The sequence below is a fragment of the Kroppenstedtia sanguinis genome (assembly GCF_050433445.1).
Taxonomy (GTDB): domain Bacteria; phylum Bacillota; class Bacilli; order Thermoactinomycetales; family DSM-45169; genus Kroppenstedtia; species Kroppenstedtia sanguinis.
In genome coordinates this window covers 9,986-22,140 of sequence record NZ_JBNPXF010000007.1, presented here as the reverse complement: position 1 = coordinate 22,140, position 12,155 = coordinate 9,986, and the positions used below count along the sequence as shown (strand labels likewise).

At 54.8% G+C, this 12,155-nt stretch carries 10 protein-coding genes; all 10 read left to right on the top strand.

Annotated elements, in window-relative coordinates; translation table 11 throughout:
- The first annotated feature begins 14 nt into the window (after positions 1-14).
- The 10 genes from JOD24_RS05900 (at position 15) to argF (ending at position 12,128) form a co-directional block, all read left to right on the top strand.
- A complete protein-coding gene (locus JOD24_RS05900; RefSeq protein ID WP_429246512.1) occupies positions 15-935 on the top strand; it encodes an ABC transporter ATP-binding protein in 921 nt (306 codons plus the stop codon).
- Positions 928-1,665, top strand: coding sequence for an ABC transporter permease (locus JOD24_RS05895; RefSeq protein ID WP_380165209.1), 738 nt, complete (start codon positions 928-930; stop codon positions 1,663-1,665). Before JOD24_RS05900 ends, JOD24_RS05895 begins: the two co-directional genes overlap by 8 nt.
- A gap of 55 nt (positions 1,666-1,720) precedes the next feature.
- Positions 1,721-2,266, top strand: a complete 546-nt coding sequence (locus JOD24_RS05890; protein WP_429246511.1) for an undecaprenyl-diphosphatase — start codon at positions 1,721-1,723, stop codon at positions 2,264-2,266.
- 383 nt (positions 2,267-2,649) lie between these two features.
- The gene (gene argC / locus JOD24_RS05885; protein WP_429246510.1) at positions 2,650-3,681 is read left to right on the top strand and encodes an N-acetyl-gamma-glutamyl-phosphate reductase; all 1,032 of its coding nucleotides are present in this window, start codon (positions 2,650-2,652) and stop codon (positions 3,679-3,681) included.
- Positions 3,682-3,700: 19 nt separating this feature from the next.
- Positions 3,701-4,945, top strand: coding sequence for a bifunctional glutamate N-acetyltransferase/amino-acid acetyltransferase ArgJ (gene argJ / locus JOD24_RS05880; protein ID WP_429246509.1), 1,245 nt, complete (start codon positions 3,701-3,703; stop codon positions 4,943-4,945).
- Positions 4,946-4,965: 20 nt separating this feature from the next.
- On the top strand, positions 4,966-5,775 hold the full coding sequence (gene argB / locus JOD24_RS05875; protein ID WP_429246508.1) for an acetylglutamate kinase: 810 nt from the start codon (positions 4,966-4,968) through the stop codon (positions 5,773-5,775).
- Positions 5,744-6,937, top strand: a complete 1,194-nt coding sequence (gene argD / locus JOD24_RS05870) for an acetylornithine transaminase (RefSeq protein WP_429246507.1) — start codon at positions 5,744-5,746, stop codon at positions 6,935-6,937. The genes argB and argD overlap by 32 nt, the downstream gene beginning before the upstream one ends.
- Positions 6,915-7,967 carry a carbamoyl phosphate synthase small subunit gene (locus tag JOD24_RS05865; RefSeq protein ID WP_429246506.1) on the top strand — a complete coding sequence of 351 codons (1,053 nt, stop codon included), beginning with the start codon at positions 6,915-6,917 and terminating at the stop codon, positions 7,965-7,967. Before argD ends, JOD24_RS05865 begins: the two co-directional genes overlap by 23 nt.
- Positions 7,960-11,169 carry a carbamoyl-phosphate synthase (glutamine-hydrolyzing) large subunit gene (gene carB / locus JOD24_RS05860; protein WP_429246505.1) on the top strand — a complete coding sequence of 1,070 codons (3,210 nt, stop codon included), beginning with the start codon at positions 7,960-7,962 and terminating at the stop codon, positions 11,167-11,169. Before JOD24_RS05865 ends, carB begins: the two co-directional genes overlap by 8 nt.
- Positions 11,166-12,128: an ornithine carbamoyltransferase gene (gene argF / locus JOD24_RS05855; RefSeq protein ID WP_429246504.1), complete on the top strand. Its 963-nt coding sequence runs from the start codon at positions 11,166-11,168 to the stop codon at positions 12,126-12,128. The genes carB and argF overlap by 4 nt, the downstream gene beginning before the upstream one ends.
- The last annotated feature ends 27 nt before the right edge of the window (positions 12,129-12,155 follow it).

The window sequence follows — 12,155 nt, the reverse complement described above, 5'->3', positions numbered from 1 at the left end:
AGAGGGTGACCCATATGAGTGTGGTGATCAAAACCACAAATCTAACCAAGTTTTATGGCAACCAGATATCAGTGGATCATCTTAATATGACTGTAAACCAAGGAGAGATTTACGGTTTTTTGGGCCGAAACGGTGCTGGAAAAACAACCACGATCAGAATGTTATTGGGGTTGGTAAAGCCTACCCATGGGCAAATCGAAATATTCGGTGAAAATTTGTTCAACAAACAAAAAGAGATATTAAGACGAATCGGATCGATTGTTGAAGTGCCGGGGTTTTATGAAAATCTGACAGCTGCAGAAAATTTGCTGATCAATGCCAAAATCATCGGGGTCCATAAGAAAAATGCGATTGAAGAAGTTCTGGAGATGGTGGGACTGCAGCATGAAACAAAAAAGCCGGTGGGCAAGTACTCCTTGGGGATGAAGCAGAGATTGGGGATTGCCAGAGCTCTTCTCCATTATCCAGAACTGTTGATATTGGATGAGCCCAGTAATGGACTGGATCCGATCGGTATCAAGGAAATGCGGAGACTCATTAAAACTCTGGCAAAAGAAAGAAATATCACCCTGTTGATATCCAGTCATATCTTATCGGAAATAGAACAGTTGGCAGATCATGTGGGGATTATTCATGAAGGAAAGCTGTTGGAAGAGGCCACATATGATCAACTTCGGAGGAGAAATCGCAAATACCTTGAGTTCCAGGTTTCCAACGACAATAAAGCAGCTATGCTCCTGGAGAAACACTTTGATACTTATGATTATGAGGTCCATGATGATGGAAATATCCGTGTTTATACTCATCTAGGAGAACAGGGAAAGATCAATCAATTGTTCGTGCAGCATGGCATTGAAGTATCAAAAATTATGATGAGTGAAGATAGACTGGAGGATTATTTCACAAGATTAGTGGGTGGTGGGATGATTGGTTGATCTGGTATATACCGAGCTCCTAAAGCTCAAACGCTCCAAAATGTTCTTAATCAGCATTATCGGAGCAGCTGTGGCTCCTTTTATGGTGGTTGTCGCATCTTATATTCATATGAAAACAAAACAACCAACTCCGTTCATTCAGTTCGATGAACTTTTTGACAACACCAGTTTGTATACAGTCTTAATTATAGGGGTCCCCCTGTATGGAGTGGTTACTGCTTATCTGTTTAACCGCGAATATATGGAGGATACATTAAAAAACCTGTTAACGATTCCTGTGCCACGAACAAGCCTTATTATGAGTAAATTGCTCCTATTGTTCATGTGGATGATGATGCTGACTTCAGTTGCTTGGGGACTGACATTGATACTTGGGATGCTGGGACGCTTTGAAGGGCTGAGCACTTCATTGGTCCTGGGATCTCTCAAACAGTTCAGCATAGGGGGAGGACTTCTTTTTATCTTGTCAACACCCATTATCCTTGTCACCCTTGTGGCGAAGAATTACGTACCGACCATTATATTCACGATTGTGATCACCTTGATCAACGTAATGACTGCAAACTCAGAACACAGAGGATTGTTTCCATGGGCAGCAGCAGGAGACATAGCAAATCATACTCTGCTTCCAACATATCCAGCGGAATATTCATATGTTTCCATTGCCGCAACATCTGTCATTGGGTTTATAGCCACAGTCATCTACTTTAAAAAGGCGGATATTCAGTGAACCACCCGCCAATCCATTTTCAAATCCAGATACTGAAAAGGTAAAGGGGAAAAAGATGGACTTCACCATTTTTCAATGGATTAACGGTCTGGCTGGAGAAAATCGCTTTTTGGATGGTTTTATGATGTTTATGACGGATTACGGCCCTTACGGATTTGCCTTGATCCTGTTCCTGATGGTCCTCAACTGGCGTTCCAAATCCCTGCGGATCAGCGGACTCTGTACGGGTGCGACATTGGCCCTCGCTTTGGCTCTGAGTTATGGGATCGGCCAATTGTGGCCCCGTGAACGACCGTTCGTGGCCTATGACCATGTAAATATACTGCTCCCTCATGCCGCCGATTCGTCTTTTCCCAGCGACCACACCACTGGAGCTTTTGCCATCGCTTTTGGGGTTTGGTACCACAATCGCTTCCTGGGTGGAATGATGCTGGTGTTGGCGCTGTTGATCGGTGTTTCCCGTTCCTATGTGGGCCATCATTACCCGGGGGATGTATTGGCAGGGATCATAGTTGCTTTCTTGGCCGCAAAGGCGGTGCAACTCATTCGCAATAAACGGAAACAGAAGGGACGGGCTGAAGACACCGTCTCCACCAGTTAAGCAACAGAAGCTGATCCCAAGCACGGGAAGCGGGCGGGCTACACTTTCAACTGCTTGGGACAGGCTGACTGCCCAGGGGTTGTTCGAAGAGAGGGCGCTGATCACCCAAGAATCCCAAGGCATCCGAAGGAAGTTTGCGGTAAGTGCCCTTAGGGCATTTCAGCCCTGCGGAGTCTCAAAAAGATGATGATGAAAGATTACTGTTACCCGCCCCCGTATGTTTTAAATATATATTCTGCCCGGGATTGTGCACTGACCCCGTTCCAAAAAAAAGAGAGGAATCGGGGATGGTGCATTATTTTTTTGCAACCCATTGCATAAATATTAATGCATATGTATAATGATACGAAACCGAACCGGGAGAGCGGAGGGAGAGAGGAAGGATGAAGGTGGCGGTAGTGGGTGCCACTGGATATGGAAGTGCGGAACTGATTCGAATCTTACACAGGCACCCCTATGTAGACTTGACTCAATTGATTTCTTCATCAACGGCAGGCGGGGAGCTAAAGGAAGTGTTCCCTCACCTCTCCCATCTGTCTCAAGTGTTGGAGGAGTGGGATGGAGAGGAACTCGCTGAGGAGGTGGAGGCGGTTTTTTTCGCCACTCCGGCAGGCATCAGTAGTCGGCTAGCCCCTGCTCTGGTGGAAAAAGGAGTGTTGGTGATTGATCTGGCGGGGGATTTTCGATTGGAGCCAGAGGCGTATCGAAAGTGGTACGGGGCGGAACCGCCAGCGTCTCCTTGGCTGGAGCGGGCAGTCTACGGGCTGAGTGAATGGGTGGCGCCTGCCATTCGGCAGGGGGACTTGATTGCTAATCCGGGTTGTTATCCAACGGCGACCCTGATGGCGTTATTGCCTCTGTTGCAGGCAGGCGCCATCGACGACGCTCCGATCATGGTGGATGCCAAGTCCGGCATCTCCGGGGCGGGGCGAGGCCTGAAACAGACCAGCCTGTTCTCAGAAGTAAATGAGAATCTACATCCTTATCAAGTCGGCGTGCACCGTCATACTCCGGAGATCGAAGAGCATGCCACCCGCATCGGGGGCAGAAAGACACAGGTTCTCTTCATTCCGCAGTTGGTTCCCATGAGCCGGGGCATCCTGGTGACGCTTTACGCTCCGGTGGCTGAGGGATGGACCAGTGCCCAGGTGGTGGAGAGGGTGAAGGAGGTTTACCGGGAAGCTCCCTTTGTCCGGGTGCGGGGCGAGGAGTCATGGCCCCGCACCAAAGATGTGCAAGGCAGCAATTTTTGTGATCTCGGTTTTCATGTGGATGAACGGACAGGGATGCTGGTCGGGATCGCCGCCATTGACAATCTGGTCAAGGGGGCGGCGGGGCAGGCCGTGCAAAATTTGAACTTGCGTATGGGTTGGCCGGAGATGGCAGGGCTGGATCTGCTACCGCAATATCCATAGAGAGAAGAGGAGGAGAAGGATGGAGCAACTTCAGGTGAAAGTGGCGGAAGAAGCAGGATTTAAGGTGGCGGGGGAGCCCCGGATTACCTCTCCCCAAGGATTTACAGCGTCGGGCCTGCATGTAGGGATCAAGCGGAAACGGAAAGACCTGGGGTTGATCGCCTGTGAGGTACCAGCCACCGCTGCTGCGGTTTATACGATGAATACTTACCAAGCTGCACCGCTGAGGGTGACCCAGGAAGGGCTGGCGATGGAAGGGAAGATGCAGGCGATGATTGTCAACAGTGGCAATGCCAACGCCTGTACCGGTGCCCGTGGCCTGGAAGATGCGAAGGCGATGCAGCGGGAGGCGGCGCAGTGGTTGAATATTCCGGAGCACAGGGTCGGAGTGGCCAGCACCGGCGTGATCGGAGAGACGTTGCCTATGGATCGGATTCAGCCGGGAATCCCCGAGCTGGTCAAACAGCTGGATTCAGCGGGACACGTTTCTTTTTGCCAGGCCATCTTGACGACAGATACCCGTATCAAAACAGTGGAAGTCCGCCTGACTGTGGATGGTCGGGAAGTGAGAGTGGCCGGAGCCGCCAAAGGTTCAGGCATGATCCATCCCCGTATGGCGACCATGTTAGCCTTTATCAATACCGATGCGGTGATCGAGGCACCAGTGCTCCAGTCTCTCCTGAGACAAGTGACCGATGAAACCTTTAATATGATCACCGTGGACGGGGATTGCAGCACCAATGACATGGTGTCGGTGATGGCCAGCGGATTGGCGGGAAACGATCCCTTGACACCGGAGCATCCCCAGTGGCCAGCCTACTACCAGGCTTTCTCCTATGTAGCCCGAGAGCTGGCACAACTAATTGCCCGAGATGGAGAGGGAGCCACTCGCCTGGTGGAAGTGGTGGTGACGGGAGGGGAGACCCAGGAAGGAGCCCGGAGAGCTGCCAAGGCGGTAGTGGGATCCAGTTTGGTGAAGACCGCTGTCTTCGGCGCCGATCCCAACTGGGGCCGGATCCTGACCGCTCTCGGATACAGTGGAGCCCGTTTTCATCCGGATCGGGTGGATCTTTATATCGGATCGATCTGTGTAGTTCATCAGGGTTGCTCGGTATCGGGGGTGGAGGAGCTGGCGAAGGAAGCGTTGGCACAAGATCCTGCCCGAATTGAGCTGAACCTGAACCAGGGGGAAGCCAAGGCGACTGCCTGGGGGTGTGACCTCACCTATGACTACGTACGGATCAATGCCAGCTATCGCACATGAGCAAGTGAGGAGGGAACAGGATGGATTTTCGGCCGCTGGTGATCAAAATCGGGGGGAGTGTGCTGGAAAGATTACATTCCTCGTTTTTTCAGGAATGCGGGCAGTTGATGGAGCAGGGATATCATCCGGTGGTGATTCACGGAGGTGGGCCGGAGATCAGCCGCATCCAGAAACGATTGGGCTTGTCTGCCCGTTTCGTCGACGGTTTGCGCATGACAGATGATGAAGGGCTGAAAGTAGTGGAAATGGTCCTGGCCGGCAGGATCAACAAATCCCTCACCGCCCGTTTCTGGGCTTCTCAGATCTCCGTTGTCGGGATCTCCGGAGCGGACGGAGGGCTGCTACAAGTGAAGCCAAAGGACCCGGCGTTGGGATGGGTGGGAGAGGTGACTGCTGTCCACCCTCGTCTCTTATACAGCTTGTGGGAGTCGGGCTGGATTCCGGTGGTGGCCTCCCTCGGGCTGGATAACTCCGGCAACCGGTACAACGTGAATGCCGACACCGCTGCCGGTGCCATCGCCCAGGAGTTGGCGGCGGAGCGACTGATCCTGGTGACGGATGTTCCGGGGATTTGGAAACGGGAGGGGGAAATCAAGAAATTTCTCTCCCAGGTAACCCCGGAGCAGGTCCAAAAGATGATCCAAAGCGGCGAGATCGCAGGTGGCATGATCCCTAAGGTGAGGGCGGCTCTCGCCGGTTTGGAGGCGACCCGCCGCGGGGTGCTCATCACAGATGGCAGCATTCCAGGGTGTCTGGGAAGTGAGACGGGGACCCGAATTGTAAAGGAGGCGACCTCAGATGACGTTGTTCCCCACCTATCAACGAAATGACCTCCGTCCCGTCGAGGGTCAAGGAGCCTGGCTGTGGGATGAGGCGGGGAAAAAGTATCTCGATTTCACTTCCGGGTTGGGTGTCTGCAATCTGGGGCATGCCCACCCCAAAGTGAAAGAGGCCGTCCAGGAACAGCTGGATCGACTGTGGCATGTCTCCAACTTGTTTCAGATTCCTCTCCAGGAGGAGGTATCCGAAGAGCTAGCTCGGGTGAGCGGTCTTTCTTTGGCCTTTTTCTGCAACAGCGGAGCCGAGGCCAACGAGGCGGCGATCAAGCTGGCCCGTCGCTACGGCAGGGAAGGAAAAGGGCTGGCCCAACCGGAAATAGTCACCTTCCATTCCTCCTTCCACGGCCGGACCTTGGCAACCTTGACGGCCACCGGTCAGACAAAGGTGAAAGAAGGCTTCGCTCCCTTACCGGAGGGGTTTCGTCAACTGCCCTACAACGATGTTTTCGCCTTGGAGGCCGGCCTGACGGAGACCACTGCCGCCGTCCTGCTAGAACCGATCCAAGGGGAAGGGGGTGTCCACCCTGCGGACCCCTCTTTTCTACGGAGATTGGAGGAGCTTTGCCGGGAACGGGAGATTCTGCTGATGGTAGATGAGATTCAAACCGGGATGGGCCGGACCGGGAGCCTGTTCGCTTTCCAAGAGGCAGGGATTCAACCCGATGTTCTCACCTTGGCCAAGGGATTGGGAAACGGGATTCCCGTCGGGGCGATGTTGGGCCGAACCGGTCTGGAGACCCATTTTGGGCCGGGGAGCCATGGTAGCACCTTCGGTGGCAATCCAGTGGCGATGGCTGCTGCCCAGGCGGTCCTGCGGGAATGGACGGAAACGGATCTACCTGTCCAGGTGCAGGAGACGGCCCGGCAGCTGACTGCTTTGCTCCATGAACGGGTGGCCCAGTCGCCTTTCGTGCGGGAAGTTCGCGGCCGGGGATGGATGTGGGGAGTGGAGTTGGATCGGTCGGTGGCCCCGCTCCTCTCTCACTTGCGGGACCGAGGACTGTTGGCCTCGCTGGCGGGCCCCTGTGTCTTGCGCCTGTTGCCGCCCCTGGTGACGGAAGTGGCGGAATTGGAGTGGGCGGTCGCCCAGATCGAGGAGGCGCTGTTGCAGTTGGAGGAGGTGGGCAGAGATGAAAGCGTATCTCGTATTTGAAGATGGGGAAGTGTTTCCGGGCACTTGGATCGGGACCCCGTGGGAGATAGCTGGAGAAGTGGTTTTCACCACGGGAATGACCGGTGATCCGGAGGTGATGATGGATCCTGCCCACGCCGGTCAGATCGTCACTTTTACCTATCCCTTAATCGGAAACTGCGATCCGGTTTGGGAAGGAGAGAGGATGCCCCCGCCTCGGTGCGGCGGGGTGGTGGTGAGTGAGTTGGCTGCAGAAGGAGAGGTGGGAGCTTGGCTGGATGAGCATGGCATCCCGGGGATCTCCGGTGTCGATACCCGGAGCGTGGTACGCAAGCTGAGGAAGAAGGGGCCCATCCGGGGAGTGATCGCTTCCACCCCGACTCCTCATGTGGAAACATGGCCAGACCCCCGTTCTTTGCAGTGGGTGAAAGAAGCCTCGATCTCTCAACGAATTCAACTGCCGCCCCAGTCTCCGGAGGCTCCCCATCTTGTAATGATCGATTTCGGAGGGCATATCTCCACTTTGGCTTACCTCCGTCGACAGGGATGTGGAGTGACGGTTGTGCCCTTTTCCACTCCTCCCAGAGAAATCGAAAAGTTGGCTCCCCAGGGTCTTATTTTCTCCGGCGGGCCTGGGGATCCCAAGGCACTGCTTTCCTATTTGGAAGGTTGGCGGCCTCTCTTGCGCCAAATACCGACACTGGGAGTGGAACTGGGCCACCAGGTGCTGGCTTTGGTTGGCGGAGCGGATACGGAACAGCTCCCTTGCGGACATCGGGGAAACCATCATCCGGTGAAGGAAACAGAGACGGGACGGGTGTGGATCACCTCCCAAAATCATGGATATACCGTGACCGCCTCCTCTTTGAATCCGGCCCATTGGCAAGTGACCCATCGCCATGTGCAGGACGGGTCCGTGGAAGGCTTAGCCCACCGTCACCAGCCCTTCAGCTCTATCCAGTTCCATCTGGGAAACCCTGCGGCGGAAAAAGTGTTTTCCCGGTTTTTACATCAGATGAAGGCGATAAAGAGGGTGAAGGTCTATGGTTGAACCGGCAGTAAAACGCGTATTGGTGATCGGTTCCGGACCGATTGAGATTGGTCAGGCGGCGGAATTTGACTATTCCGGAACACAGGCTTGCTTGGCTCTGAAGGAAGAGGGCATCCGAGTGATCTTGGCCAACAACAACCCGGCTACGATCATGACCGATCCAGAGACAGCGGATGTGGTCTATACAGAGCCATTGACTGTGGAGCGATTGGCTCAGATCATCGAGCGGGAACAGCCCCAGGGATTATTGGCCACTGTAGGAGGGCAGACCGGGCTTAATCTGGCTGTCCATCTGCAGACGGAGGGAATCTTGGAGCGATTTGGGGTGAAATTGTTGGGCACTCCTGTGGAGGCGATCCGACAGGGGGAAGACCGCCAAGCATTCAAAGAGAAGATGGAAGAGATTGGGGAGCCGGTACCGGAAGGGAGAACGGTCGCCACCACGGAGGAGGCTCTCCAATTTGCAGGGTCTATCGGCTATCCTGTGATCATTCGTCCCGCCTACACTCTTGGTGGATTTGGAGGCGGCACGGCCCGGAATGAGGCGGAGTTGGCCCAAGTGGCCCGGCAAGGCCTGGCTGCCAGTCCTATCGGGCAGATTTTGGTTGAGGAAAGCATTCTCGGCTGGAAGGAAATCGAGTACGAGATGATGCGGGACCGTGGGGACACCTGTCTTGCTATCTGCAATATGGAGAATATGGACCCTGTCGGCGTTCATACCGGGGACAGTATCGTTATCGCCCCCACCCAGACCTTGACCCACGGACAATGTCAGCTTCTCCATGGGGTTGCCTGCAAAGTGATCCGGAAGTTGCAGGTGATCGGAGGGTGTAACATCCAGTTTGCGGTTCATCCGGATACCGGGGATTACCGAATCATCGAGGTGAACCCCCGGGTCAGCCGCTCCAGCGCCCTCGCCTCCAAAGCCACTGGGTATCCCATCGCTCGATTGGCCGCCAAGGTTTCCATCGGGTACCGGTTGGATGAATGTCTCAATCCCGTCACAGGACACACCTATGCCAGCTTTGAACCGGCGTTGGATTATATCGTCGTCAAGTTGCCGCGCTGGACATTCGATAAGTTTCCGGAGGGGAACCGCACTCTCGGCACAGGGATGAAGGCTACAGGGGAAGTAATGGCTCTCGGCCGCAATCTGGAGACCGCCCTGTACAAGGGCATTCGTTCCCTCGATAGGGGGAGCTATACGCTGTTGCATCCGGAATTCAGAGAATGGTCGGAGGAAGAGTTGAAGGTGGGGTTGATCCACCCTGATGATCGGCGGTTGTTTGTGTTGGGGGAGGCCTTCCGACGGGGCTGGGAGCTGGAGGAGGTGCATCGTCTCACGGCGATCCACCCTTGGTTCCTCCACCGGATTCAAGGGATGGTCTCCCGGGAGAAGGAGCTGGCCTCCCTGTCTTGGGAGCGTCTGTCAGATGACCAACTGGTACAGGCCAAAGAGAAAGGAGTGGCCGATGCCGCCTTGGCGGATTGGCTGGGTGTCAGCGAAAAGAAAGTCCGGGAGCGTCTGCAGGGGTTAGGACGTTCTCCCTCCTACAAATGGGTGGATACCTGCGCCGGGGAGTTCGAAGCGGAGAGCCCTTATTTTTATTCCTCCTGGCAAGGAGCTGACGAAGTCCCTTCACCGCAGACAGGTCGGCGGGTGCTTGTCCTCGGGGCAGGGCCGATCCGAATCGGACAGGGAATCGAATTTGACTACTGTTCCGTTCATGGAGCAAAATCTTTGAAAAAACAAGGGGTCACTTCCGTGGTGATCAACAACAACCCGGAGACCGTCAGTACCGATTATGCCACCGCCGACCGACTCTATTTTGAGCCGTTGACCGTGGAGGATGTGCTTGGGGTGGCAGAAAAAGAACAGGTGGATGGGATCCTGGTCCAATATGGAGGACAGACGGCAGTCCAGTTGGTTCACGGATTGGAAGAAGCAGGCCTTAACATCTTGGGTACCTCTGCTGACATCATTGACCAGGTGGAGGACCGCCATCGGTTCTATGATTTGTTGCGGGAGCTGGACATTCCCTGCATCCCCGGTGAAACTGCCCATACCCTTCAGGGGGCACTTCAAGTGGCGGCTCATCTCGGCTATCCTCTTCTGCTTCGCCCCTCTTATGTTATCGGCGGCCAGGGAATGCAGGTAGTGCGGAATCAGGAGCAATTGGAAGCGGCTATGAGGCGCTACCTCCGGACCTTGCCAGAGCAGGCTTACCCGATCTTACTGGATCGGTTTGTGGAAGGGATGGAGGTAGAGGTGGACGCAGTCACGGATGGAGAGGAACTGGTGATTCCCACATTGATCCAGCACGTGGAGAGAGCTGGCGTTCATTCGGGAGACAGTCTGTCCATCCTGGCCGCCCCCGATCTGAGCGAGGAGCAACAGAAAACTATCGTCGACTTCACAGGCCGGATCGCCCGTGCCCTGTCCCACTCGGGGTTGATCAATATTCAGTTTGTCATCGAGGGGGAAACGGTCTATGTGCTGGAGGTGAATCCCCGGGCTTCCCGCACCCTCCCTGTGATTAGCAAAGTGACAGGGTTGCCCTTGGTGGAGTGGGCCACGCGCGTTCAGTTAGGGGAATCCCTCGCTTCTTTTGCTCCCCTAGGATTGCAACCCTCCCCCTCGCGCTGGGCCGTGAAGGGACCGGTTTTTTCCGCTCCGAAGCTTCCTGGCGTGGATCCTGCCTTGGGGCCGGAGATGCGTTCCACAGGGGAGGTACTCGGCTTGGGGACCACGTTGGAAGAAGCGCTGGCCAAAGTTCTTCCCCTGGCGGTTCACGGTCCATTGCCTGCAGTGGCCGAGGGAACCCGTCTGTTTCTGTCCTCTGCTGACAGTCCGACGCTGGGAGAATGGGGAGCCTTTCTCCACCGGCAGGGAGTCCGTCTTTTCTCTACCTCACAGATGGCGGAGGCTCTTAGGCAACAATGGCAGGTTCCCGTGAAGGGAGTTCCTCCGGAGGGATGGGAAGACTGGTTTCGGCAGGGGGGAGCCTCGTTGCTCTTCAGCTCTGCCGGCGAGGAGATCCCGGAGGGATTCCAGTTGCGGAGGTTAGCACTAGAATGGCAGGTTCCCTGTTTTACTTCCTCAGATACTTTCCAATGGTGGATGCGTCTCTGGAAATCCGGAGAACCGAAGAGTTCAAGTCTGATTCCCCTATCTGAGAAAAAGGAGACGACATTGAAATGAGCGTGAAGGAAACGACAACTCCAATCGAGGAGGCATTGAAAGGACGGGATTTTCTCACCCTCCTGGATTTGACTCCCGGGGAGATCCAAGGACTGCTGGACCAGGCATTGGAGATGAAACAGGAGTGGAAAGAAGGGAAGGCGGGGCAGCCGCTAACTGGAAAAATGTTGGGCATGATCTTTGATAAACCTTCCACTCGTACCCGGCTCTCCTTTGAAAGCGGAATGGCGCAGCTGGGGGGGCATCCTCTGCATCTGAAGGGAGGAGATCTGCAGCTGGGACGGGGGGAAAGTCTATCGGATACCGCTCGGATATTCTCTGGCTACGTGGATGCAGTTTTGATCCGTACCTTCAATCAGGAAACGGTGGAAGAGTTGGCCCGACATGCTTCGATTCCCGTCATTAACGGGTTGACCGATCTGCATCATCCCTGCCAAGCGTTGGCGGATCTCCTCACCTTAAAAGAGAATCGAAGCCATCTCGCTGGACTCACTCTGGCCTACACGGGGGATGGAAATAATATGCTTCATTCCCTTTTGGAAGCTGCTGCGTCAACGGGTATTCATTTGCGAGCAGCCACGCCTCAGGGGTACGAACCGGACCCGGCGATCATCCAGCGGGCACAGAAAGTAGCCGTCCAAACCGGGGCGGATCTCTACTTTACCTCGGATGCCAAGGAAGCCGTCACTGGAGCTGATGTCGTCTATACCGATGTTTGGGCCAGTATGGGACAGGAGGAGGAAAAGGAGCAGCGAAAGCAGGATTTTGCTGATTTTCAAGTGAATGCGGCACTGATGTCTCTGGCGAAACCCGATGCTCTGTTCATGCATTGCCTTCCCGCCTATCGGGGGTTGGAAGTGACCGATGAAGTGATCGAAGGCCCCCAATCTGTCGTCTTTCCCCAAGCGGAAAACCGTCTGCACGCACAAAAAGCACTGTTGGCTGATTTGATCGGCTAATCAAGGAGATCCACCCGTTACAAGAAG

What these genes read in the sequence shown, in the direction of transcription:
- JOD24_RS05900 (WP_429246512.1), top strand. Translation starts at nt 15, where the DNA reads ATGAGTGTGGTGATCAAAACCACAAATCTAACCAAGTTTTATGGCAAC.
- JOD24_RS05890 (WP_429246511.1), top strand. Translation starts at nt 1,721, where the DNA reads ATGGACTTCACCATTTTTCAATGGATTAACGGTCTGGCTGGAGAAAAT.
- argC (WP_429246510.1), top strand. Translation starts at nt 2,650, where the DNA reads ATGAAGGTGGCGGTAGTGGGTGCCACTGGATATGGAAGTGCGGAACTG.
- argJ (WP_429246509.1), top strand. Translation starts at nt 3,701, where the DNA reads ATGGAGCAACTTCAGGTGAAAGTGGCGGAAGAAGCAGGATTTAAGGTG.
- argB (WP_429246508.1), top strand. Translation starts at nt 4,966, where the DNA reads ATGGATTTTCGGCCGCTGGTGATCAAAATCGGGGGGAGTGTGCTGGAA.
- argD (WP_429246507.1), top strand. Translation starts at nt 5,744, where the DNA reads ATGACGTTGTTCCCCACCTATCAACGAAATGACCTCCGTCCCGTCGAG.
- JOD24_RS05865 (WP_429246506.1), top strand. Translation starts at nt 6,915, where the DNA reads ATGAAAGCGTATCTCGTATTTGAAGATGGGGAAGTGTTTCCGGGCACT.
- carB (WP_429246505.1), top strand. Translation starts at nt 7,960, where the DNA reads ATGGTTGAACCGGCAGTAAAACGCGTATTGGTGATCGGTTCCGGACCG.
- argF (WP_429246504.1), top strand. Translation starts at nt 11,166, where the DNA reads ATGAGCGTGAAGGAAACGACAACTCCAATCGAGGAGGCATTGAAAGGA.